Consider the following 24,050-nt stretch of genomic DNA (forward strand, 5'->3'; position numbering starts at 1 on the left):
AATCGTGGGCAAATCCGCGCCGAAACCGGTGATTACGCCGCCAGCTTGTCCATCAAGCCCATCTCGCTCGACGACATCAGCTTGTCGATATCGACCAGGATCAGCATGCGCTCGTCCACCGTGCCCAGGCCGATCATGTAGTTGGTGTCGAAGGCGGTGCCCATTTCCGGCGCCGGCTTGATCTGGTCCGGAGTCAAGGTGGTCACGTCCGACACGCTGTCCACCACCATGCCCATGATGCGCCCGCCGATGTTCAGGATGATCACGACCGTGAACTGGTCGTAGGTCGGGGTGCCGAGCTTGAACTTGATGCGCATGTCGACCACCGGGATGATGATACCGCGCAGGTTGATCACGCCCTTGATGAATTCGGGCGCGTTCGCGATGCGGGTCACCGCTTCGTAGCCGCGGATTTCCTGCACCTTGAGGATGTCGATGCCGTATTCCTCGGAACCCAGGGTAAAGGCCAGGAATTCGCTGCCGGCGCCGTCGGCGGCGCCTTCGAGCGGCTTGTTGTTCTGTACAGTAGACATGGTCAGTCCTCTAGCGTTGAAAAATTATGAAACGGTGACGTCTTCGAACAGCTGGCGCGAGGAGCGCACCAGCGCGGCCACGTCCAGGATCAGGGCGACGCCGCCGTCGCCCAGGATGGTGGCGCCGGAGATGCCGGCCACCTTGCGGTAGTTCGCTTCCAGGTTCTTTACCACCACCTGCTGCTGGCCCACCAGCTCGTCGACGAACAGCGCGGCCTTCTTGCCCTCGGTCTCGAGGATCACCACGATGCCCTCGGACGGATCGGTGATGCGCGGCGCGATGTCGAACATCTGGTACAGCGGGATCAGGGGCAGGTATTCGCCGCGCACCTTGAGCACCCGGCCGCGGCCCGCGATGTCGCGGATGTCCTGCTCGGCCGGCTGCAGCGACTCGACCACGAAGGAGAGCGGCAGGATGTAGATCTCGTCGCCGCTGCGGATCGACATGCCGTCCAGGATCGCGAGGGTCAAGGGAAGCGAGATCGAGATCGTGGTGCCGAAGCCGCGCGCCGAGCGGATGTCGACGGTGCCGCCCATCGAGGCGATATTGCGCTTGACGACGTCCATGCCGACGCCGCGGCCCGAAACGTCGGTCACCTGCTCGGCGGTCGAGAATCCCGGCGCGAAGATCAGCTGCCAGACTTCCTCGTCGGTCATGCCGTCGCTCACCGCCAGGCCATTCTCGCTGGCTTTCGCCAGGATGCGTTCGCGGTTCAGTCCCCCGCCGTCGTCCGAGACTTCGATCACGATGTTGCCGCCCTGGTGGCCGGCCGACAGGAACAGGCGCCCCGCTTCCGACTTGCCGGCGGCCGCGCGTGCGGCCGGCATCTCGATGCCGTGGTCGATCGAGTTGCGCACCAGGTGGGTCAGCGGGTCGACGATGCGCTCGATCAGGCCCTTGTCCAGTTCCGTGGCGGCGCCGTTGGTGATGAAGTCGACCTTCTTGCCCAGTTTCGACGCCAGGTCGCGCACCATGCGCGGGAAGCGCGAGAACACGAAGTCCATCGGCATCATGCGGATCGACATCACCGCTTCCTGCAGCTCGCGCGTGTTGCGCCCCAGCTGGCTGATGGAGTTCAGCAGGCGCTCGTGGCCCATCGGATCCAGGATGCTGGAACGCTGCTCGAGCATCGCATTGGTGATCACCAGCTCGCCGATCAGGTTGATCAGCTGGTCGACCTTCTCGACCGAGACGCGGATCGACGAGGATTCGGCGCCCGGGTCCTTTTTCACCGATTTCTTTTCGCTTGCCGCTTCGGCGGCCAGTTCGGAGACTTCGATCGGGTCGGGGCGCTGCACCGCCTGCGCCGGCGGCGCCTCGCTGGTGATGCCGGCCATGGCGCGGATCTGTTCGATCGGCTGGAAGAAGCCGTAGCCGCGTTCGTCGTCCGACATGTCGTCGGCCTGCGCCGCGGCGCCGCCCTCTTCGTCCATGTCGAAGAAGCCCCAACCCTGCGCATCCTCGATGCGCTTGCGCTCGGCGGCCTCGATGGCGCGCTGCTCCGGCGTCAATGCCGGGGCCTCGAAGATCTTCAGGTCTTCCGGGTTCAGCACGAAGGAGCAGATCGCGATGATGTCGTCCAGGCTCTCGTGGGTCGTGATGATGATGGCGCTGCGCCCGCCGTCGAGCGGGGTGACTTTTACCCGGCCCATCAGGCCGAGTTCATCGACCAGGGCGCTGATGTCGCGCTGCTCGACCGGCGGCAGCTCGATCTTGTAGCGGTGCGCGTTTTCAAGCGGGTGATGCGTCTTCGGCTCAAGCGTCAGGTAGGACGGCGCCACCACCGGCGCCTGCGGCACCAGGCCTTCGGCCAGATCGTGCAGCACCATGCGCACGTTGGCGACCGCTTCCTGGTCGACCCGGGCGCCGTGGCGGTGGCCGTCGAGCTGCATCTTGAGGCTGTCCTTGGCCGCGAGGAAGGCGTCCACGTGGTTCGAGGTCAGCGCCATCTCGCCCTTGCGGATGCGGTCCAGCAGCGACTCGAGCACGTGCGTCACCTCGCTCATGTCGGTCAGGCCGAAGGTCGATGCCCCGCCCTTCACCGAGTGGGCGGTGCGGAAGATCGCGTTCAGGTCTTCCGGGTCGGGCGACGCGACATCGACGCCCAGCAGCAGCCGCTCCATCTCGGCGAGCAGTTCTTCCGCTTCGTCGAAAAAGACCTGGTAAAACTGGCTGATGTCGATCGTCATGATGAAATCCGTTTCAAGGCCGGTGCGTCACCGGATTAACCGATGACTTTTTTCACGACCTCGATGAGGCGCTGCGGATCGAAGGGCTTGACCAGCCAGCCGTTGGCGCCGGCCGCGCGGCCCTTCGACTTCATCTCGTCCGACGACTCCGTGGTCAGCATCAGGATCGGCGTCTTGGCGTAGTTCGGCAGCGTGCGCAGGGTCTTGATCAGCGACAGGCCGTCCATGCGCGGCATGTTCTGGTCGGTGAGGACCAGGTCCACGCTCTGCTGCTTCGCCTTGTCCAGGCCATCCTGGCCGTCGACCGCCTCCACCACGTTGTAGCCCGCCGCCTTCAGGCTGAAGGCCACCATCTGGCGCAGCGAACTGGAATCGTCGACCGCGAGAATCGTTTTTGCCATGTTTTGCTCCTGCTTTTTTAAATCCCGGCCAGGCCGGTTGAATGTGAAGTGGCTGAATAGTTTACTGCGGACCGGCTCAGAAGAGCTCGATGTCCCCGCTCTCGAGATGATGCTGGTCGACCGACTTGCGCAGCATGCTGCGCAGTTCCAGCGACTGGATCGCCAGCGCCATGCTGACCTTTCCCAGGCGTTCGACGATCTCCTCGCTGTCGGTCTCGGGCGCGATCTCGGCGCCGTGTTCGGAGAGCGTGCCGAGGAATTCGCGCAGGCCGGCGACGCGGCGCAGGGTGCGGTCGATCAGCTGGCTGGTCATGTCCTGGAACTGCATGCTGGTGATCGCCGAGTTCACGTGCTGGCCGATCTCGCCCGACATGTCCGAGAGGCGCGCGCTGTCCTCGGCGCTCGGCTTCTCGCCGGCCAGCAGGCGGTCGATCGTCTCCTGGCGCGCGCCGACCGCGCTATGGATCGCCATGAAGCTGCTGGTCAGCTTGTCGATGGCTTCTTCCAGCAGCAGCTCGGTCTGCAGCAGGTCGGTCTCGACCTCGTTCAGGTGGCGGCGGCCATGGATGGCGACGCCCGACAGCAGCCGTTTCACGTGCGATCCCAATATCTTTTTTCTTTTCATGGTGTCCTCCAGGCCCGCTGTTCTTCAGTGTCCGCCCGCCGCGGCGCTTGCGTCCTGCGCCGCGGCCTCGGCTTGCTGCGCCGGCACCTCGAGGGCGGCGGCGTCGCGCTGGACCGCTTCCTCGGTGCGCTTGTTCATCACGATGATGCTGATGCGGCGGTTGATCGGGTTGAACGGGTCCTTGCGGTCCAGCGCCACCGCCGAGGCCACGCCGGTCACGCGCAGCACCTTGTCGTCGCCCAGGCCGCCCTTGACCAGCTCGCGGCGCGAGGCGTTGGCGCGGTCGGCGGAGAGCTCCCAGTTGCTGTAGCCGGCGTCGCTGAAGTACGGCGTCGCATCCGTATGGCCCGACAGGCCGATCTTGTTCGGCACCTCGTTCAGGACCATGCCGATCACGTTCAGGATGTCCTTCGTATAGGGCTGCAGCTCGGCCTTCGCCAGCGCGAACATCGGGCGGTTCTGCTCGTCCACGATCTGAATGCGCAGGCCTTCGCTGGTGATGTCGAGCAGCAGCTGGTTCTTGTACTTCTTGAGCAGCGGGTTGACCTCGATGACCGACTCGATCTTCTGCTTGAGCGACTCGAGGCGCTCGGCCTCGGCGCGCGCCACCTGGGCCTTGGCCGCTTCCAGGTTGTAGGTCTTGGAGGTCGGGTCGATGTCGCCCTTTTTCACTTGCCCGTTGCGGCGCGTGAGGTCGGCGCCGCCGCCCTTGATCACGGACGAGGAGTCGCCCGAGCCGGTGCCGCCCGCCATCGCGACCTTCAGCGGGGTCGAGAAGTATTCGGAGATGCCGTTCAGGTCGCCCTTGGCGGTCGAGCCGAGCAGCCACATGAGCAGGAAGAAGGCCATCATCGCGGTCACGAAGTCGGCGTACGCGATCTTCCAGGCGCCGCCGTGGTGGCCGCCGGCGACCTTCTTGATGCGCTTGACGACGATGGGGCGCATGTTTTCGTCAGCCATGGTCCCCTCCTCGTTGTACGTGTTGCGGTTGATGGATAAGCGGCATCACTGCTTATTTCTTCTTCTTGATGTGCTCTTCGAGCTCGGCGAAGGTCGGGCGCTCGGTCGAGTACAGCACCTTGCGGCCGAATTCGACGGCCAGCGCCGGCGCGTAGCCGTTCAGGCTCGCCAGCAGGGTCACCTTCACGCACTGGAACATCTTGGTCGATTCTTCCAGCTTCTGTTCCAGCACGCTCGCCAGCGGGGTCACGAAGGCATAGGCCAGCAGAATGCCGAGGAAGGTGCCGACCAGCGCCTTCGCGATCAGGATGCCCAGCTCGGCCGGCGGCAGACCCACCGACTCCATGGTGTGGACCACGCCCATCACCGCCGCCACGATGCCGAAGGCCGGCAGGCCGTCGCCCAGCTTCGAGATGCAGTGCGCCGGAATCGCGCCCTCGTGGTGGTGGGTCTCGATCTCGTTGTCCATCAGGTTTTCGATTTGCATCGCGTCCATGTTCCCCGACACCATCAGGCGCAGGTAGTCGGTCATGAATTCGACGATGTGGTGGTCGGCGAGCACCGCCGGGTATTTCGAGAACAGGGGCGAAGCTTCCGGGTTCTCGATATCGCCCTCGATCGACATCAGGCCTTCCTTGCGGACTTTCGAGAGCACGTCGAACTGCAGCGCCATCAGCTCCATGTACATGTCCTTCGTGTAGGGCGAACCCTTGAGCACGCTCGGCAGGGCCTTGAAGGTGGCCTTGACCGACTTCATGGTGTTACCGACGAAGAATGCGCCGACGGCGGCGCCGCCGATCATCAGGAGTTCGATGGGCTGCCACAGGGATGCCAGGTGGCCACCGGCCATGGCGAAACCGCCGAACACGCAACCGCAGACGACGAGGTAACCGATAATGACTAACAAGGGAAGACCGCTCCAGAAATGCCGGGTCCCGATGGTCCGGCTGGCTCAAACAAGGCGTTTTGAAAAAGTGATTTCGGGCAAAGTTGATGCAGGGAACCACTCTAGCGGGAGAACGGCCCCCGGGCAAGTAAAAAGCCCTGTTTTGTCGCCTAAAAGTGCCAGATATAGAGCCCTGGACCACCCTTTGTGGGGTACACGGTACGGTTCGCTAAACGATCGGCAATGACGAATTCGTAACTGACTAGCAGTGAGCCGGGACGCATCTCGCACGAGGCCTTGCGCCACAGCGCGCCCATGGCGGCCGGGGACAGGTAGGCGAACACCAGGTCGTAGTCGGCGAAGTCGAGTTTGTCGTAGTCGCCGCGGATGAAACGGGCCGTGCTTTTGCCCAGACGCGCGCGCAGGCTGCTGGCCAGCCAGGGCAGCGGCGCCAGTTCGATGCCGGTGGCCTCGATGCCGGGCCGGCGGCCTGCCATGTCGAGGGTGAAGCCGCCCAGGCCGCTGCCGATGTCGATGACCCTTACCTTGCCCTCGGGCGGCAGCAAGGCGGCGACGGCGTCCCAGACGGGGCGGTTGGAGGGGTAGTACGGCACTTGCGTGCGGTAGGTCGACCAGTAGAGGAACAGCAGGAACAGGAAGATCGCCAGGAAGGCGAGCGGCGGGATGTTCAGCTGGGCGGTTGCGAACAGGGCAAGGGGGAAAAGTAATTGGATGACGCGCCACCAGCTGGCCAGGCCGCGCCACCAGGTCAGGCCGGCGGCGATTGCGCCCTGGATCAGGGCGACGCCGAGGTAGGACATGGAGACGCCCGACCTGGCAAGCAGCCAGGTAACGCCAAGGGTGAGCGGAAAAGCGGCGACCTGCAGCAGCAAGGCCGCAACGGCGGGTTTCAAACGGAACCCGAATCCTGGTTGGCGGCGGCTTCCTTCGCCTTGCGGGTTTTACCCGCGCGCGAGGGCATATGGCACAGCCCGCACAGGTAATCGGCATTCAGATCGAGCGCATTCACGATGAACTTGCCCTGGCATTTCTGGCAAGGCTTGAGCACCAGCATCCCGCTCTGGAAGAAGCGCACCAGCGTCCAGGCGCGCGTGAGCGACAGCAGCGGCTCTTCGCCCGGCTCCGGCGGCATCTGTTCGAGGTAGAGTTTATACGCCTTCATCACCGCCTGGATGCCGGTGGCGCCGGCGTGTTCGACCAGGAAGTTGTGGATGTTGATGAACAGCGAGGAGTGGATGTTGGGCTGCCAGGTCAGGAACCAGTCGGTCGAGAACGGCAACATGCCCTTGGGCGGGGAGACGCCCTTGAGCTCTTTATAGAGTTTCAACAGGCGCTCGCGGGACAGCGAGACTTCGGTTTCGAGCAGCTGGAGGCGCGCCCCCAGGTTGATCAGTTCGATCGCAAGCTGGATTTCCTGGGCTTCCGAAACGACGCTTTTCTTGCTCATGTGCTGCTCCCGCTAGTAAAACCAGGTGCGGCTCCGGCGGAACCGCGATAGCGGGATTTTATACGATCTCTTCAACAGGCTGGCCGGCCATCAGGATGGCGGCGTGCGACTGGGCCAGGCTGCGCTCCTTGGTGTGGCTGGTCAGCATCGACAGGATGGCGGTGTCGTCGAAGCGGAAACGGGCCAGCATCATGTTGCCGCTTGCCAGTTTCAGGATCTGGGCATTGCTCATGCTTTCGATCAGGTCGGCGATGTCGGCCGAGATGCCGAGACGGAAGATGGCGGTGACCTTGTCGGCGCGGATCATTTGCTGAGCCAGCATCAGGTAGCTCAGGTTAGCGTCGCGGATTTCAGCCATCATGTCGTTCATCGTCATTTTTTCTCTCCGTATCCGTGTTGAAGCAGGGAATGTGTGTTGCCGTTGAGATAGATTCTCGCCGTAGGGCAACTTTTACGGAATTGGACGAACTCTGTATTTTTCGTCCGCGAATGACGGACATGACCCGTAGGAGTTTGTCTGACAAACCCTTCTGGATCACTCTGGCGCCCCTATATAACGAGGGGCTGGGAGATGCCGGGGAGACCGGCCGAGTTGTAGGCGTCCGACACTGTTTCTGTCGTGCGCTTGATACGGTTTACGTCAAGCTTCAAGAGAACTTTAGGGTCTTCGCAAAATATTTTTTCAATCTTTTGCTGCCCTCTCTCCTCCTGTAACGGCACACCCGGAGAGAACTTTAGGGTTCTTGCAAAATATTTTTCAAAACCCATTACCGCGCTTCTGAACAGGGTAACGGCAGCGTTTTTGGGAACTTTAGGGTTCTTGAGAAAAATTTTTTAAATTTTTTTCGCCCTGCTACACTGCAAGACCGACAAGAAGCTTCAAGCCTCAACTATGCAAGGGAAGTCCATGAGCACCAGCCTTACCCGCGCCGATTGCGTTGCGCGCGACCTGCAGGATCCCCTGCGCCCCCTGCGCGACCGCTTCGACCTGCCCCAGGGCGTCATCTACCTGGACGGCAATTCGCTGGGCGCCCGCCCGAAGGCCGCCCTCGCCCGCGCCCAGGACGTGGTGGCCCGCGAATGGGGCGTCGACCTGATCAGGAGCTGGAACACGGCCGGCTGGTTCGAGCTCCCGAAGCGCCTGGGGGACCGACTGGCGCCGCTGATCGGCGCACAGGCCGGCGAAGTCGTGGTCACCGACACCACCTCGCTCAACCTGTTCAAGGCCCTGGCCGCCGCCCTGCAGATCCAGGCCAGCGGCCCGAACGCCGCCCGCCGCACCATCGTCACCGAACGCAGCAACTTCCCGACCGATATCTATATGGCGGAAGGACTCACCCAATGGCTGGAGCGCGGCTACCGGGTGCGCCTGGTCGATTCGGTCGAGGAGATCCCGGCCGCGGTCGACGCCGACTGCGCCGTATTGATGCTGACCCACGTGAATTACCGCACCGGCTACCAGCACGACATGGCGGCACTGACGCGCCACGCCCATGCCCAGGGTGCGCTGGCGGTGTGGGACCTGGCCCACTCGGCCGGCGCGGTGCCGGTCGACCTGCACGGCGCCGAGGCCGACTTCGCGGTCGGCTGCACCTATAAATACCTGAACGGCGGCCCCGGCGCCCCGGCCTTCATCTGGGTGCCGCAGCGCCACCAGGCCGCTTTCGCCCACCCGCTCACCGGTTGGTGGAGCCACGCCCAGCCCTTCGCCATGTCGCACGGTTTCGAAGCGTGCGAGGGCATCGGCCGCGCGCTGTGCGGCACCCAGCCGGTGCTGTCGCTGTCCCTGGTCGAGTGCGGGCTGGAGGTGTTCGAAGAAACCACGATGGCGGCGGTCCGCGAGAAATCGCTGGCGTTGACCGACCTGTTCATCGAACTGGTCGAATCGACCTGCGCGGCGCACCCGCTCGGCCTCGTCACTCCGCGCGAGCACGCGCGCCGCGGCAGCCAGGCCAGCTTCACCCATCCGCACGGCTATGCGGTGATGGCGGCGCTGATCGCACGCGGCGTGATCGGCGACTACCGCGAGCCCGAGATCATGCGCTTCGGCTTCACGCCGCTGTATACGAGCTATGCGGACGTGTGGGATGCGGTGGCGATCCTGAAGGACATCCTCGACCAGGAGTCCTACGACACCCGTCTCGAACGCAGCGCCGTCACCTGAGGAAGCGACCATGAACGACAATGCCGGCAAGGCCGAGTGGCACGGCGCCAGACTCGATTTCAAGGAGTCGATGAGTTACGGCGACTACCTGGGCCTCGACCAGATCCTGAGCGCCCAGCATCCGCTCTCGCCGAACCACAACGAGATGCTGTTCATCGTCCAGCACCAGACCAGCGAGCTGTGGATCAAGCTGATGCTGCACGAGCTGCAGGCGGTGCGCCGCCACATCCGCGAAGATAACCTGCCGCCCGCCTTCAAGATGCTGGCGCGGGTGGCGCGCATCATGGACCAGCTGGTGCACGCCTGGGACGTGCTGGCGACCATGACGCCACCCGAGTACACGGCGATCCGGCCCTACCTGGGCGCCTCGTCCGGCTTCCAGAGCTTCCAGTACCGCGAACTCGAGTTTATCCTCGGGAACAAGAACCCGAACCTGCTGGCGGTGCACGCAAAGGCGCCGGAGCACCACGCCATCCTCGAGCAGGAGCTGGAGGCGCCGTCGGTCTACGACGAGGCGGTGATGCTGCTGGCGCGCCGCGGCTTCCCCATCGCCGCCGAGCGCCTGCAGGCCGACTGGACCCAGCCGACCAGGCCGGACGCCAGCGTGCAGGCGGCCTGGCTCGGCGTCTACGGCGACACCGAGCACCACTGGGCCCTGTACGAGCTGGCCGAGAAGCTGGTCGACCTGGAAACCGCATTCCGCTTCTGGCGCTTCCGTCATGTAAGCACCGTGGAGCGCATCATCGGCTTCAAGACGGGCACCGGCGGCACCTCGGGCGCCAGCTACCTGCGCAAGATGCTGGACGTGGTGCTGTTCCCGGAACTGTTCGCGCTGCGCACGGAACTCTGAAACGGGAGGTAGGAACCTATCCCAGCAGGGAGAGGGAAGTTGATGACGATGACTGGCAAGCGCGGGCAAGGCGCGAGGACGCCGCATGGCGAGCCATGCAAGGACGAGCAACGCAGCCCCCGCTTGCCAGGCGCGTCAGCAACGACCGGTTCCCTACTGGGATAGGTTCCAAATATTACCGGTGTATGATCGCGGTATTGTCGCGTTCACTACATCCATGTCCACCTCCTCCCCGCCCATGGCGCCGGCGTTTTCGCTCTACCTCGACCTCGTGCGCATCCTCGGCGCGAGCGCGGTGGTGGCCGCGCATTTCGCCTATACCGGCGCGATCGCGCCCGGCGCCTGGGGCGTGGGCGGCAGCATGGGACGCGAAGCGGTGATCCTGTTCTTCGTGCTGTCCGGCTTCGTGATCGCGGCGACCACCGACCAGGCCCGCCCGGACGCGCGCTCGTATGCGGTGGCGCGGCTCTCGCGCCTGTACTCGGTGGTGCTGCCGGTGCTGCTGCTGGCGCTGGCCTGCGCGGCCTTCCTGGTGATCATGGACCGCAGCGTCCCCAACGCCGGCTACGCCCTCGGCAAGCCGCACGTCTACATTCCCTTCTACCTGCTGTTCCTCGGCCAGAGCTGGACCCTCACCGAGACGCCGCCCTTCATGGTGCCCTACTGGTCGCTGTGCTACGAAGCCTGGTACTACCTGCTGTTCGGCCTCGCGCACTACCTGCGCGGCCGGCGCCGCATGCTGGCCCTGCTGCTCGCGCTGGCGGTCATGGGTTATAAAATGTGGCTGCTGCTGCCGGTGTGGCTGGCCGGGGCCTGGCTGTATCGTGCGTACCGGGAGCCCTTGATGTCGCCGGGCGTCGCACGCGCCGGCTGGATCGGGTCCCTGCTCGCCTTCGCGATCTACGTCGGCGCCGACCTCGAGACACCGCTGCGCGCCCTGGGCAGCGCCTGGTGGCCCTTCCCCGCCCTGCCGCTGGGCAGCGCCGACCGCTTCCTGGCCGATTACCTGGTCGGCGCCATCGTGCTGTTGAATTTTGCATGCGCCCGCGACGCCGGGTTTGCCGGCCTGCTGCGCTTCAAGCCGGCGATCCGACTGCTGGCCGGCCATACCTTCACGCTCTACCTGTCGCACATGCTGGTGATCGGCATGTGGCTGGCCTTGTATCCGCACACGCGCGGGAATGGCGCCGATATCCTCGGCTTGCTGCTGGCGATTATCGTGGCGACCGCGCTGCTGGGTGGCGTGACCGAGCGGCGCTTGCCGGCATGGCGTGCCTTGTTTGCGCGCCTGCCCGGCCTGCGCCCGTCGCGCAAGGCTGGCGCCGTCGTGATCGGGAATTGAGATGCGATTTATGCCAGACAAGCCCTGTGCATCCTGGGGCGCCTGAAGGGTCTGGCGCTTTCACGTACAATCGTCGTTGATCTTTTCCCAACGGCGGAGGCATGATGAAGTGCGACGTACTGATCCTGGCAGGCCTGTGGAATTCCGGCCCCGAGCACTGGCAAACCCAATGGCAGGCGCGCTACCCGAAGTGGACCAAGGCCGAGCACCGCGACTGGAACTGTCCCGAGCGCGATGAATGGGTGGCCGAACTCGACGCCGCCATCGCGGCCTGCAAGGGCGCCCCGATCCTGGTCGCGCACAGCCTGGGCTGCATGCTGGTCGCACACTGGGCCGCCAGCGGCTCGCCGCTGAAGGTCTCGGGCGCCTTCCTGGTCGCGCCCAGCGACGTCGAAGCGTCCAGCTATCCGATTCCGGACAACGGCTTCGCCCCGATCCCGCTCGCGCCCCTGCCCTTCCCGAGCGTGGTGCTGGCGAGCGGCGACGACCCCTACGTATCGAACGAGCGCGCCGAGGCGTTCGCTTCAAGCTGGGGCAGCCGGCTGGTGCGGATCGGCGACGCGGGGCACGTGAACGGCGATTCGGGGCACGGCCCGTGGCCGGAAGGGGAAAGACTGCTGCAGGAATTCTGCGACGAGATCGGGCACAGCACCTGAATCGCGCGGCGGTCTACTTCCCTGAACGCAGCCGCTCGACGACCTGCTCCACCGGCACCATGCCGGTCGTGTCGGTCCCGAACCATTCGCGCTTGACCGCCAGCAGGAAGCTGACAAAGCGGTCCGGGTGGACCAGCACCTGGCCATCGCGCATGACAGCGGGCGTCCAGCGCAGGCGCGTGCCGTCATCGTGCACGACGATCAGCTGGCTGGTGACTGGCAAGGCGGAACCCCATTCGCCGACACGCTTGCTGACCGACCACGCGCTGCCGGGCTGGCGCCGGCCCAGGAAGTCGCGCTCGACCTTCAGCTCCATGGCTTCGCAGCCGCCGCCATTGCTGACGCAGATGCGCCGGGAACCGTCGGGCAGCGTCTCCGGCTCGACGGGGCATGGCGGCGGGCAGCCGTCGGCGCCGCTCGGCTGCTGGATGACTTTCTGCACGCGGCCGGCCAGCAGTTCTTCGGCGGCGCACGGGCCTGCAAGCGCCAGCGATAGCACGGCGGCGGATCCGATCCTGAGCATGTCTCGTTCTCCTGTTGAAGGCCCGATCATAGCGTGCGGATGTACGCCCCAGGCATGGCGCCGCGTATTTCATGCGTGGTGGCTGGGATGCCTCGGCTTGTTGGGGTATCGTGGCGGCCCGGAATGCAAGGAGGACGTGTGAATACTTATCAGGGCGGCTGCCATTGCGGCGGCATTCGGTTCGAGGCGGATATCGACTTGAGTAAGGGCACGATCAAGTGCAACTGCACGATCTGCACGAAGATGCGGTTCTGGGCGGCGCAGGTGCCCTCAGAGCGCTTCCGGCTGCGCAGCGGTGGGAAGGATTTACGGGAGTACCGCTATCACACCCGGCGCGATGCCCATTACTTTTGTGGGACGTGCGGGGTCAATGTGTTTTCGACCGGGGAGTCGGCGGCGCTGGGGGCGTTTCACGCGATTGCCGTGGTGTGCCTGGATGATGTGCCGGTGGATGAACTGCTGGCGGCGCCGATGCGGTATCTGGACGGCCGTAACGAAAACTGGCTGACACCGCCTGTCGAAGTGCGGCATTTGTAGGGTGGGCGGTCCTGCGACCACGCGTTCAAACCATGTGCGCGTGGACGCGACGTGCATTTGAACGCGCGGACGGCGAAGCCGTCCACCCTACCACTACCTGTTACTTGATCGCCAGCAGCATCTCATTGAGACGCTTCACGAACGACGCCGGATCGGTCAAGCTGCCGCCTTCCGCCAGCATCGCCTGATCGAACAGGATGTGCGACCAGTCCCCGAAGCGCGCGCCGTTCGCGTCTTCGTACTTCAGGCGCTGCACCAGCGGGTGGTTCGGGTTGATCTCGAGGATCGGCTTCGATTCCGGCGCGCTTTGCCCGGCGGCCTTCAGCATGCGCAGCAGGTTGCCGGACAGTTCGTTCTCGTCCGCGACCAGGCAGGCCGGCGAGTCGGTCAGGCGGAACGTCACGCGCACGTCCTTGGCCTTGTCGCCCAGCGCGCCCTTCATCTTGTCGACCAGTTCCTTGTAGCCCGCTTCGACTTCCTCGTGCTCCTTCTTTTCAAGCTCGTCTTCCAGCGCGCCCAGGTCCAGGCCGCCCTTGGCGACCGACACCAGCTCCTTGCCGTCGAAGTCGTTCAGGAAGGACAGCATCCACTCGTCGACGCGGTCGGTCATGAGCAGCACTTCGACGCCCTTCTTGCGGAAGATCTCGAGGTGCGGGCTGTTCTTGGCTGCGGTGTAGCTGTCGGCGGTGACGTAGTAGATCTTGTCCTGGCCTTCCTTCATGCGGCCGACGTAGTCGCCGAAGGAGACGGTCTGCTCGTCCGAATCGTTGGCGGTCGAGGCGAAGCGCAGCAGCTTGGCGATGCGGTCCTTGTTGGTGGCGTCCTCGCCGATGCCTTCCTTGAGCACCTGGCCGAACTCCTTCCAGAAGGTCGCGTATTTATCCTTGCCTTCCTGCTCTTCGGCGTTCGCCATCTCTTCCAGCATGCCCAGCACGCGCTTGGTCGAGCCTTCGCGGATCACCTTCACGTCGCGCGACTCCTGCAGGATCTCGCGCGAGACGTTCAGCGGCAGGTCCGACGAGTCGATCACGCCCTTGATGAAGCGCAGGTAGGTCGGCATCAGCTGCTCGGCGTCGTCCATGATGAACACGCGCTTCACGTACAGCTTGATGCCGGCGCGCTTGCTGCGGTCCCACAGGTCGAACGGCGCATGCGCCGGCACGTACAGCAGCTGGGTGTATTCGCTGCGGCCCTCGACCCGGTTGTGGGTGTAGGCCAGCGGATCCTGGAAGTCGTGCGAGACGTGCTTGTAGAACTCGTTGTACTGCTCTTGCGTGACATCGGACTTCGAACGGGCCCACAGCGCGCTGGCCTGGTTCACGGTCTCGAGTTCGTCCTTGACGACGGTCTGCTTGGCTTCCTCGTCCCACTCTTCCTTCTGCATCACGATCGGCAGCGAGATGTGGTCCGAGTACTTGCGGATGATGGACTTGAGCTTCCACGACGACAGCAGCTCTTCCTCGCCGTCGCGCAGGTGCAGGATCACGTCGGTGCCGCGGCCCGTCTTCTCGATCGACTCGAGACTGTAGTCGCCCTCGCCGGTCGACTCCCAGCGCACGCCTTCGGAGGCGAAGGCGCCGGCGCGGCGGGTGTTGACGATGACCTTCTCGGCCACGATGAAGGCCGAGTAGAAGCCGACGCCGAACTGGCCGATCAGGGCCGCGTCCTGCTGCTGGTCGCCGGAAAGCTTGCTGAAGAATTCCTTGGTGCCCGACTTGGCGATGGTGCCCAGGTGCGAGATGACTTCGTCGCGGCTCATGCCGATGCCGTTGTCCGAGATCGTGATGGTGCGCGCATCCTTATCGAACGCGACCTTGATTCTGAGCTCGTGGTCATTGCCGTACAGGGCGTCGTTGTTGATCGCCTCGAAGCGCAGCTTGTCGGCCGCGTCGGACGCGTTCGAGATCAGTTCGCGCAGGAAGATCTCCTTGTTCGAATACAAGGAGTGAATCATCAGTTGCAGCAGCTGTTTTACTTCTGCCTGGAAGCCAAGGGTTTCTTTTTCGGCGACTGCCATCTTGTTCCTCGTCGGTAAATCTGGTTAAGGTTCATCGGGACGCTTGCACGCAAGCGGATTGCAGCGATATGGGCACGGCGCGCGATATTTCAAGAGCATTTTTTGCAAGTAATGCGTTCTCGACAGAAAGTACCTGCCCGCCCTGATGTTGTCGATATACAATGTCATTTCCGTCAATTTTGCTACGCAAGATGTCCGAAAACACGCGCGCGCGTTACCCATTCCTCAATTTCCCCGGCGAAATGGCGGGACTCATCCGCGACAAGGACTGGACCGGAACGCCCTTCGGCCCGATCGACGGCTGGTCGCCGGCGCTGCGTTCCGCTGTCAGCATCTGCCTGGGGTCGCGCTTTCCGATGGTGCTGTATTGGGGCGAGACGCGCGCCCTCATCTACAACGACGCCTGGGCCCCCGTCCCTGGCCGCAAGCATCCGTGGGCGCTCGGCACGCCGGGCATCGAGGTGTGGGCCGAGATCTGGGACATCATCGGCCCCATGTTCGACCACGTGATGGACACCGGCGAGGCCACCTGGTCGGAAGACCAGCTGCTGCCGCTGAACCGTTACGGCTACGTGGAAGAGTGCTACTTCTACTACAGCTACTCGCCGGTGCGCGGCGCCGACGGAACGGTGGAAGGGATCTTTACCGCCGTCACCGAGACCACCGACCGCGTGCTGGCCGAGCGGCGCGAACGCCTGCTGCGCCAGATCGCGGAGCAGACCGTGAACGCGCGCAGCGCATCCGACGCCTGCCGCGCGGCGCTGGCGTCCCTGGCGCGCTTTCCCGAGGAAGCGCCCTTCGCGCTGGCCTACCTGTTCGATGCCGGGAGCGGCGCGGTGGAGCTCGCGGCATATGCCGGCGCCGCCATCGATCCGGCTCTGGCGCCGGCCCGGATCGAGCTCGGCGGCGCGCCGTGGCCATTCGCCGCAGCGCTCGAGGGCGCGGCGCCGATAGCGGTCGACGGCCTGGCGGCGCGCTACGGCGCGTCGCTGCCCGGCACGCCGTGGCCGGAGCCGGTCGACGAAGCGCTGGTGGTGCCGATCCTGAGCACCCGGCGCGAGGCGCCCCATGGCTTCCTGGTGGCCGGCCTCAGTCCGCGGCGCCGCCTGAACCGCGAATACGCGACGCTGTTCGAGCGTGTCGCCGCCCACCTGGCGACCGCCATCGCGAATGCCGAGGCCTACCTGGCCGAACAGCGGCGCGCGGAAAAACTGGCCGAGATCGACCGCGCCAAGACGGTGTTCTTCTCGAATGCCAGCCACGAGCTGCGCACGCCGCTCACGCTGATGCTCGGCCCCCTGGCGGACGTGCTGGCGCATGCCGAGGGGCGCACCCGCACCCAGCTCGAGCTGGTCGAACGCAATGGCCAGCGCCTGCTGCGGCTGGTGAACAGCCTGCTCGACTTCAGCCGCATCGAGGCCGGCCGCGACGACGCCCGCTATGTCGCGACCGACCTGGCGGCACTGTCGGCCGACCTGGCCAGCAACTTCCGTTCGGCCTGCGCCAGCGCCGGCCTAACGCTCGAGGTCGATTGTCCGCCGCTGCCGGAACCGGTCTGGGTCGACCAGGCCATGTGGGAAAAGATCGTCCTCAACCTCGTGTCGAACGCCTTCAAGTTCACCTTATCGGGCGGAATCCGGGTGGCGCTGCGCGTGCGCGCGGGAGCGCCCGAACTGGAAGTGTCCGATACCGGCGTCGGCATCCCGCCGGCCGAGCTGCCGCGCGTGTTCGAACGCTTCCACCGGATCGAGGGGCAGCGCGGGCGTTCGGTCGAGGGCACCGGCATCGGCCTGTCGCTGGTGCGCGAGCTTGTGCACCTGCACGGCGGCGCAATCGACGCCGCCAGCGAAGTCGGGCGCGGGACCACGTTCACGGTGCGCATGCGCTTCGGTTGCGGACACCTGCCGGCCGACCGCGTGGGCGGGGCCGCGGGCGCCGCGCCCGGCGCCGGGGTGGCGGCCTTCGTGCATGACGCCGAGGGCTGGCTCGCCGCGCCCGGCGCGCTGGAGCCGGGCGCGCCGGCGCAGCGCAGCGGCGGAGGGCGCATCGTGCTGGCGGACGACAACGCCGACATGCGCGACTACGTCTCCGGTCTGCTGGCCGAGGGCGGCTACGAGGTGCAGGCCTTCGCCAACGGCGCCGACGCCCTGCAGGCGGTGCGCGCGGGTCCGCTGCCCGACCTGGTGCTGAGCGACGTGATGATGCCGGACATGGACGGCTTCGCGCTGCTGCAGGCGCTGCGCGCCCACCCGCACGGCGCCGGGGTGATGGTGATCCTGCTGTCGGCGCGCGCCGGCGAGGAGGCGCGCGTCGAAGGCCTGGCGGCCGGCGCCGACGACTACATGGTCAAGCCGTTCAGTGCGCGCGAGCTGCGCGCGCGTGTCGACGGCGCCATCCGGCTGTCGCGCCAGCGCCGCGCCGCCGCCGAGCGCGAGCGCGGGCTGCTGGCCGAGATCGAGGCCGAACGCAGCCGCGCCGCCCTGCGCGAAAGCGAAGCCCACCTGGCCTCGCTGTTCGAGCAGAATGCGGCCGGAATCGCCGAATCCGATCTCGACGGCCGCCTGGTGCGCGCCAACGAACGCTTCTGCCGGATCCTGGACCGGCCCTGGAGCGAGCTGGCAGGCATGCCGGTCCTCGATCTGGTCCATCCCGACGACCGCGCCGAAAACGCCGCGCTGATACGGCGCATGTGGTCGACCGGCGCGCCCTTCACGGTGGAGCAGCGCTTCACTCGCGGCGACGGCCGGCCGGTCTGGGTCAGCAAGGCGGTGGCGCCGGTGCGGGTCGACGACGGCGCCGCGGCGCTCGGCGCGGTGGCGGTGGTGCTGGACCTGGCCGACCGCAAGCTGGCCGAAAAGCTGCAGGAGGCGGACCGGCGCAAGGACGAATTCCTGGCCATGCTGGCGCACGAGCTGCGCAATCCGCTGGCCCCGATCGGCGCGGCGGCCCAGCTGCTGCAGGCCGGCCGCCTGGACGAGGAACGGCTGCGCAAGACCAGCGCCGTGATCGGTCGCCAGGTCGAGCACATGACCCACCTGATCAACGACCTGCTGGACGTCTCGCGCGTCACCCGCGGGCTGGTGGAACTCGCCTGCGAGCCCCTCGACATCGCCGCGATCATCGCCGACGCCGTCGAGCAGACCGCGCCGCTGGTGCAGGCGCGGCGCCACCGGCTGCGCATCGACCTGCCGCCGGCGCCGGTGCGCTTCCCGGGCGACCGCAAGCGCCTGGTGCAGGTCGTCACCAATCTCCTGACCAACGCCGCCAAGTACACCGACCCGGGCGGCCACATCGCGCTGCATGCCGGCGTCGACGGCGGCGACGTCGTGATCGCGGTGGCGGACGACGGCATCGGCATGGAAGCGGCGCTGGTGGACACCGCCTTCGACCTGTTCACGCAGGGCGAGCGCACTTCGGACCGCTCCCTCGGCGGCCTCGGGCTGGGACTCGCGCTGGTGCGCAGCCTGGTCGAACTGCATGGCGGGACGGTCGGCTGCGAGAGCGCCGGATCGGGACGGGGCAGCCGTTTCACCGTGCGCCTGCCGCACGCGCAGGCGTTGGATACCCGGGCGCCGGAAGAGGCGGCGTGCGCGCAGCGTGCGGGCGGGAACCGCGGCTCGCTGCAAATCCTGGTGGTGGACGACAATGCCGACGCCGCCGCCATGCTGGCCATGCTGCTCGAATCGATGGGCCATGCGGTGCTGGTCGCCCACGACGGCGCCGAGGCGCTGGAGCGCATCGCGGACCGTCCGCTGGATGTCGGCGTGCTCGACATCGGCCTGCCCGGCATGGACGGCTACCAGCTCGCCGCCCTCCTGCGCGCCCGGACGGGGCAGGCGAACATGCTGCTGGTCGCCGCCACCGGCTATGGCCACGAGGACGACCTGCGCCGCTCGCGCGCGGCCGGCTTCGACCACCACCTGGTCAAGCCGGTCGACCTGGCCGCGCTGGCGCAGATCCTGGAAGGCGTGGCGCCGGCGGCCCGGGAATAAATTCCGGCGCCCGCATGTCGAAAACCCTGTCGCTGGTTCGTCGTGGGAGCAGCAGCACCCCGACAACCACGACTGGAGATCCGACATGAAACAGGCAACCCGCGCCATCCCCGAAGGCTTCCACAGCATCACCCCGCACCTGGTCTGCGAAGGCGCGGCCAGGGCGCTCGACTTCTACCGCGACTGCTTCGGCGCCGTCGAAGTCTCGCGCATGCCCGGCCCGGACGGCCGCATCATGCACGCCGAGCTGCGCATCGGCGATTCGATGGTGATGCTGGCGGACGACTTCCCGGACTACGGCAGCCCCGGCCCGATCGCCCTGAAGGGCTCGCCGGTGGTGATGCACCTTTATGTACGCGACGCCGACGCCGTGTGGGAACGCGCGATGGCGGCCGGGGCGAAACCGCTGATGCCGCTGGGCGACGCCTTCTGGGGCGACCGCTACGGCCAGTTCCTCGATCCCTTCGGCCACCGCTGGGCCGTCGCCACCCACCAGCGCGACATGACGCCGGACGAAATCCAGGAGGCGATGGCGAAGGAGATGCCGCCCGAGTGCGGCGGCGGCGCCTGATCGTCGTTTCTCATCCGCCCAGGGCGCGCTCCAGCAGGCGGATCGTGCCCGCGTCCTGCAGCGCCGCGACGTTCAGGCGCATATGGGTCGATGCCAGCTGCTTCGGCGAGAACAGGCTGCCCGGCGCCAGCAGCAGATCGTCGCGCAGCGCACGCGCCGCCAACAGATTGGTGTCGACGCCGGCGTCGACCCAGACGAACAGGCCCGCGCCCGGCGCCGGGTCCGGCCGCAGGCCGAGCGCTTCCAGCTGGCGCAGCGCGCGCGGACGCGCGGCGTCCAGGCGGCCGCGCACCCGGTCGAGGTGCTTGCGGTACAGGCCCTCGGACAGGATCTTGTACACCACGCGCTCGCCGATGTCGGAGGTGGACAGCGTCGAGAGCATCTTGCGGTCGGCCAGGCGCTCGGCCCGCTCGCCGGACGCGGCGATGAAACCGACCCGCAGGTTGGGCGCCATCGATTTCGAGAAGCCGCTCAGGTAGATCACGCGCTTCAAGCCGTCCAGCGCCGCCAGCCGCGCGGCGCCGCCGGGATGCAGGTCAGCATAGATGTCGTCCTCGACCACCGTGAAATCGAACTGCTCGGCCAGGCGCAGCAGTTGATACGCCTTGGCGGCCGAGATCGAGGTCGAGGTCGGGTTCTGCAGCACCGAGTTGATCACGAACAGGCTGGGCCGGTGCAGCGCCGCCAGCTCGGCCAGCTGCTCCATGTCGGGCCCGTCGGCCAGGCGCCGCACACCGACCACGTTCAGGCCCAGCGCGGCAAAGGAGCCGAACATCAGGAACCAGGCCGGGTCGTCGACCAGCACGGTGTCGCCCGGCCGGCAGAATTCGCGCGCCACCAGGTCGAGCGCCTGGGTCACGCCGACGGTGGTGACGATCTGCTCGGGGCCGGCGGCGATCTCGCGTTCGGCCAATTTGAGCTGCAACTGCTGGCGCAGCGGCAGGAAGCCGTGCGGGGTGCCGTAGGCCAGTAGGGCGGCGCTATTCTGGCGGCTCAGTTCGCGCAGGGCGTTGGCGACCGCGGCGCCGTCCAGCCAGTCGGCCGGCAGCACGCCGGCGCCGGGGGACAATTGCAGCGGCGCCTGGCGGAACAGGCTGCGGATCAGCCAGGCGACGTCGAGCGCGTCCGCATTGCCGCGGGATGGCACGGCTTCATGGCGCGCCGGTTGCGGCCGCTCGCGCACGAAGAAGCCGGCGCCGCGCCGCGAATCGAGGTAGCCCTGGGCCACCAGGCGGTCGTAGCCGGCCACCACCGTGAAGGGCGAGACGCCGTGGGTGGCGGCGAACCGGCGGATCGAGGGCATGCGCACGCCGGGGCGCAGCACGCGCTCCTCGATGCTGGCCGCCACCGTGCGCACGATCTGGTCGGCCAGGGGTTCGCCGGAATCGCGCGCCAGCGGCATGGGGGCGTGTGTACTGGGCATCTCGCCATCACAGTGAATAAATTAAATGGGCAGGTGTACTGGGACTGTATTGGTGCGCAGCGCTAGCATAGGCTTGTGTCTTCGCCAATGCAACCGCTCTCGCACAGGATCCCCATGAGTATCGCGTTCTGCTCACGCCCTGCCGCTCCCGATACGGAAGTGCGCGCCATGCTGCTCGGCCTGTTCGCCGTGGCGCTCTTCAGCCTTACCCTGCCGTTTACCCGCATGGCGGTTGGTGAACTCGATCCGCTGTTCCTCGCACTCGGACGCGCCCTCGGCGCGGCGGTGCTGGCGGCGGCCTGGCTGGCCTGGAAGCGGGCGCCGCTGCCGCCGCGCGCGGCCTTGCTGCCGCTGATCCTGGTCGCCGCCGGATGCATCGTCGGCTATCCGCTCCTGACATCGATCGCTTTGCGCACCGTGCCGGCCGGCCACGGCGCCCTGCTGGTCGGCGTGCTGCCGCTGGCCACGACCCTGTACGCCGCCCTGCGCGACTTCGAGCGGCCGTCGCGCGCCTTCTGGGCCATGGCCGCCGTGGGCTCCGGCCTGGTGGCGCTGTTTGCCCTGGTGGAGGGGGGCGGCGGACTGCACGCCGCCGACCTCCTGATGTTCGCCGCCGTCCTGCTGGCCGCCATGGGCTATGCCGAAGGAGGCCGCCTGTCGCGCACCCTCGGCGGGCCGCAGACGATCTGCTGGGCCCTGCTGCTGGCTGCGCCCGTGCTGCTCCCGATCCTGCTCTGGCAGGGGCTGCCGCCGGCCGACGTGAGCGCGCGTTCCTGGTTCGCCTTCGGCTATGTGACGGTGATGTCGACGATGGTGGGTTTTTTCCTGTGGTACCGCGCCCTGGCGCTGGGCGGCGTGGCGCGGGTCGGCCAGGTGCAGCTGTTGCAGCCCTTCCTCAGCCTGCTCGGCGCCGCCGTGTTGCTGGGAGAGGCGCTCACCCTCGGCAACTGCCTGTTCGCCCTGGCCGTGGCTGCCGTCGTGTTCGCGAGGCGCCAAATGGCGGTGCATCGACAGTAAAACGTGTCGCGAGAGGCTGGCTGGACTTACAATATCGGCTTCCATCAACACAAGGTCAACAATCATGTCCGTCTACGACAAACTCAAAGAACTCAACATCACCCTGGCCGCGCCGGCCACCCCGGCCGCCGCCTACGTCATGTACGTACAGACCGGCAACCTCGTGTTCATCTCCGGCCACATCGCCAAGAACGCCGACGGTTCGCCGAACGCCGGCATCCTGGGCCGTGACAAGACCACGCTAGAGGGCCAGGCCGCCGCGCGCTCGGTCGCCATCGACCTGATCGGCACCCTGCAGGAAGCCGTGGGCGGCGACCTGAACCGCGTGAAGCGCATCGTCAAGGTGATGAGCCTGGTCGCCTCGACCCCGGAATACAACGAGCAGCACCTGGTCACCAACGGCTGCTCCGAGCTGATCGGCGAAGTCTTCGGCGAGGCCGGCAAGCATGCGCGCTCGGCCTTCGGCGTGGCGTCGCTGCCGCGCGGCACCTGTGTCGAGATCGAAATGATCGCCGAAGTCGGCTGAACATTAGTTTATATTCACACGACATTTGTTTAGCCGCTTGCGGGCTGGGCCTACCCGGCCCGGTCCATCCCCGAAGCCGCTACCCGCGTGCTTTATAATGGCCCGGCACTACCCATGCGGTCCCTTCCTGTGAGAGTCTGAGAGACTATGAAAATCGAGAATCCAAACCCCATCCAGTGGCAGTTTTCAGAGCGCGCGCAGCAGCTGCAAAGCTCGTTCATCCGCGAAATCCTGAAGATCACCCAGCGTCCGGAGATCATCTCCTTCGCCGGCGGCCTGCCATCGCCAGCCACCTTCCCGGTCGACGTCATGAAGGCGGCCTACGACAAGGTGCTGTCGCAAACCGGCAAGGTAGCGCTGCAATACGGCCCGACCGACGGCTACGGCCCGCTGCGGGAATGGATCGCGAATTCGCTCTCCACCGAGGGTTCCCGCATCCTGCCGGAACAGATCCTGATGACCTCGGGCTCCCAGCAGGCGCTGGACCTGCTGGGTAAAGTCCTGATCGACGAAGGCAGCCGCGTACTGGTCGAGACCCCCAGCTACCTGGGCGCCCTGCAGGCCTTCTCGGTCTACCGCCCCGAATTCGCCTCGGTCGAGACCGACGAGCACGGCCTAGTGCCGTCCTCGATCGACGCCATCGCGCATGGAGCCCGCCTGCTGTACGCGCTGCCGAACTTCCAGAACCCGACCGGCCGCTCGCTGTCGCTCGAGCGCCGCCAGGAACTGGTGGAAACCTGCGCCCGCCTGGGCCTGCCGCTGATCGAAGACGATCCTTACGGCACCCTGTCCTACCGCGGCGAGCCGATGCCGAAGATGGTCGCGATGAACCCGGACGGCGTGATCTACATGGGTTCCTTCTCGAAGGTGCTGACCCCGGGCATCCGCCTCGGCTACGTCTGCGCCCCGCTGCCGCTGGTGCGCCGCCTCGAGCTGGCCAAGCAGGCCGCCGACCTGCACACCGCCCAGCTGACCCAGATGGTCGTGCACGAAGTGGTCAAGGACGGCTTCCTGGACCAGCACATCCCGACCATCCGCAAGCTCTACGGCGACCAGTGCCAGGTGATGCTGGACGCGATGACCGAACACTTCCCGTCCGGCGTGACCTGGACCAGGCCGGAGGGCGGCATGTTCATCTGGGTGACGCTGCCGAAGAGCGTCGACGCGATGAAACTGCTGGATCAGTCGCTGGCGGCACGCGTGGCCTTCGTGCCGGGCGCGCCGTTCTACGCCAACGAGCCGGAAACCAACACCCTGCGCCTGTCGTTCGTCACCGTGCCGCCGGAACGCATCCGCGAAGGCATTGCCATCCTCGGCAAGCTGATCAAGGACATGCTGTAACAGCAACATCGACCGCCGGCCCACGCCG

General features: G+C 66.3%; 22 protein-coding genes. 10 read left to right on the forward strand and 12 right to left on the reverse strand.

Annotated features, from left to right (window positions below; all coding sequences use genetic code 11):
• Positions 1-32: 32 nt before the first annotated feature.
• The 9 genes from LQ564_RS19990 to flhD all read right to left on the reverse strand — a co-directional run bounded on the left by LQ564_RS19990 (position 33) and on the right by flhD (position 7,439).
• The gene (locus tag LQ564_RS19990) at positions 33-533 is read right to left on the reverse strand and encodes a chemotaxis protein CheW (protein WP_231059869.1); all 501 of its coding nucleotides are present in this window, start codon (positions 531-533) and stop codon (positions 33-35) included.
• A gap of 24 nt (positions 534-557) precedes the next feature.
• Positions 558-2,723, reverse strand: a complete 2,166-nt coding sequence (cheA, locus tag LQ564_RS19995) for a chemotaxis protein CheA (protein ID WP_231059870.1) — start codon at positions 2,721-2,723, stop codon at positions 558-560.
• A 35-nt stretch (positions 2,724-2,758) separates the two neighbouring features.
• A complete protein-coding gene (locus LQ564_RS20000) occupies positions 2,759-3,124 on the reverse strand; it encodes a response regulator (protein ID WP_231059871.1) in 366 nt (121 codons plus the stop codon).
• Positions 3,125-3,200: 76 nt separating this feature from the next.
• On the reverse strand, positions 3,201-3,749 hold the full coding sequence (locus tag LQ564_RS20005) for a chemotaxis protein (RefSeq protein ID WP_231059872.1): 549 nt from the start codon (positions 3,747-3,749) through the stop codon (positions 3,201-3,203).
• Positions 3,750-3,773: 24 nt separating this feature from the next.
• Positions 3,774-4,709, reverse strand: coding sequence for a flagellar motor protein MotB (gene motB / locus LQ564_RS20010; RefSeq protein WP_231059873.1), 936 nt, complete (start codon positions 4,707-4,709; stop codon positions 3,774-3,776).
• Between the two features lie 52 nt (positions 4,710-4,761).
• Positions 4,762-5,616: a flagellar motor stator protein MotA gene (motA, locus tag LQ564_RS20015; RefSeq protein ID WP_231059874.1), complete on the reverse strand. Its 855-nt coding sequence runs from the start codon at positions 5,614-5,616 to the stop codon at positions 4,762-4,764.
• 149 nt (positions 5,617-5,765) lie between these two features.
• Complete coding sequence (locus LQ564_RS20020; protein ID WP_231059875.1) at positions 5,766-6,509, reverse strand: class I SAM-dependent methyltransferase; 744 nt, start codon at positions 6,507-6,509, stop codon at positions 5,766-5,768.
• Positions 6,506-7,063: a flagellar transcriptional regulator FlhC gene (flhC, locus tag LQ564_RS20025; RefSeq protein ID WP_231059876.1), complete on the reverse strand. Its 558-nt coding sequence runs from the start codon at positions 7,061-7,063 to the stop codon at positions 6,506-6,508. Before flhC ends, LQ564_RS20020 begins: the two co-directional genes overlap by 4 nt.
• Positions 7,064-7,121: 58 nt before the next feature.
• On the reverse strand, positions 7,122-7,439 hold the full coding sequence (gene flhD, locus LQ564_RS20030; RefSeq protein ID WP_231059877.1) for a flagellar transcriptional regulator FlhD: 318 nt from the start codon (positions 7,437-7,439) through the stop codon (positions 7,122-7,124).
• A gap of 531 nt (positions 7,440-7,970) precedes the next feature.
• Between flhD and kynU the strand changes: the two genes are divergently transcribed.
• The 4 genes from kynU (at position 7,971) to LQ564_RS20050 (ending at position 12,075) form a co-directional block, all read left to right on the forward strand.
• Positions 7,971-9,227, forward strand: coding sequence for a kynureninase (kynU, locus tag LQ564_RS20035; protein ID WP_231059878.1), 1,257 nt, complete (start codon positions 7,971-7,973; stop codon positions 9,225-9,227).
• Positions 9,228-9,237: 10 nt separating this feature from the next.
• Positions 9,238-10,077 carry a tryptophan 2,3-dioxygenase gene (gene kynA, locus LQ564_RS20040; RefSeq protein ID WP_231059879.1) on the forward strand — a complete coding sequence of 280 codons (840 nt, stop codon included), beginning with the start codon at positions 9,238-9,240 and terminating at the stop codon, positions 10,075-10,077.
• A gap of 217 nt (positions 10,078-10,294) precedes the next feature.
• The gene (locus LQ564_RS20045) at positions 10,295-11,419 is read left to right on the forward strand and encodes an acyltransferase family protein (RefSeq protein ID WP_231059880.1); all 1,125 of its coding nucleotides are present in this window, start codon (positions 10,295-10,297) and stop codon (positions 11,417-11,419) included.
• A gap of 104 nt (positions 11,420-11,523) precedes the next feature.
• A complete protein-coding gene (locus LQ564_RS20050) occupies positions 11,524-12,075 on the forward strand; it encodes an RBBP9/YdeN family alpha/beta hydrolase (RefSeq protein WP_231060053.1) in 552 nt (183 codons plus the stop codon).
• Between the two features lie 13 nt (positions 12,076-12,088).
• On the opposite strand, the gene LQ564_RS20055 is transcribed toward LQ564_RS20050, so the two are convergent.
• Complete coding sequence (locus tag LQ564_RS20055; protein WP_231059881.1) at positions 12,089-12,598, reverse strand: hypothetical protein; 510 nt, start codon at positions 12,596-12,598, stop codon at positions 12,089-12,091.
• 138 nt (positions 12,599-12,736) lie between these two features.
• On the opposite strand from LQ564_RS20055, the gene LQ564_RS20060 reads away from it, so the two are divergent.
• Entirely contained in the window at positions 12,737-13,135 is a 399-nt protein-coding gene (locus tag LQ564_RS20060; protein ID WP_231059882.1) for a GFA family protein, read from the forward strand.
• A 100-nt stretch (positions 13,136-13,235) separates the two neighbouring features.
• On the opposite strand, the gene htpG is transcribed toward LQ564_RS20060, so the two are convergent.
• Complete coding sequence (htpG, locus tag LQ564_RS20065; protein ID WP_231059883.1) at positions 13,236-15,152, reverse strand: molecular chaperone HtpG; 1,917 nt, start codon at positions 15,150-15,152, stop codon at positions 13,236-13,238.
• Positions 15,153-15,394: 242 nt separating this feature from the next.
• Here htpG and LQ564_RS20070 point away from each other — a divergent pair, with 242 nt between their 5' ends.
• On the forward strand, positions 15,395-19,144 hold the full coding sequence (locus LQ564_RS20070) for an ATP-binding protein (RefSeq protein ID WP_231059884.1): 3,750 nt from the start codon (positions 15,395-15,397) through the stop codon (positions 19,142-19,144).
• An 85-nt stretch (positions 19,145-19,229) separates the two neighbouring features.
• Positions 19,230-19,715: a VOC family protein gene (locus LQ564_RS20075; protein ID WP_231059885.1), complete on the forward strand. Its 486-nt coding sequence runs from the start codon at positions 19,230-19,232 to the stop codon at positions 19,713-19,715.
• 10 nt (positions 19,716-19,725) lie between these two features.
• Here LQ564_RS20075 and LQ564_RS20080 read toward each other — a convergent pair whose 3' ends face one another.
• Positions 19,726-21,138 (reverse strand): aminotransferase-like domain-containing protein, encoded by a 1,413-nt coding sequence (locus LQ564_RS20080; protein WP_231059886.1) that lies wholly within the window; start codon positions 21,136-21,138, stop codon positions 19,726-19,728.
• 114 nt (positions 21,139-21,252) lie between these two features.
• Between LQ564_RS20080 and LQ564_RS20085 the strand changes: the two genes are divergently transcribed.
• The 3 genes from LQ564_RS20085 (at position 21,253) to LQ564_RS20095 (ending at position 24,022) form a co-directional block, all read left to right on the forward strand.
• Entirely contained in the window at positions 21,253-22,155 is a 903-nt protein-coding gene (locus tag LQ564_RS20085) for a DMT family transporter (protein ID WP_231059887.1), read from the forward strand.
• 64 nt (positions 22,156-22,219) lie between these two features.
• Positions 22,220-22,681 carry a RidA family protein gene (locus tag LQ564_RS20090; protein WP_231059888.1) on the forward strand — a complete coding sequence of 154 codons (462 nt, stop codon included), beginning with the start codon at positions 22,220-22,222 and terminating at the stop codon, positions 22,679-22,681.
• Positions 22,682-22,828: 147 nt separating this feature from the next.
• Positions 22,829-24,022, forward strand: coding sequence for an aminotransferase-like domain-containing protein (locus tag LQ564_RS20095; RefSeq protein ID WP_231059889.1), 1,194 nt, complete (start codon positions 22,829-22,831; stop codon positions 24,020-24,022).
• Positions 24,023-24,050 lie beyond the last annotated feature (28 nt).

It is taken from the genome of Massilia phyllostachyos (assembly GCF_021044825.1).
In the GTDB taxonomy this organism is placed as follows: domain Bacteria; phylum Pseudomonadota; class Gammaproteobacteria; order Burkholderiales; family Burkholderiaceae_D; genus Telluria; species Telluria phyllostachyos.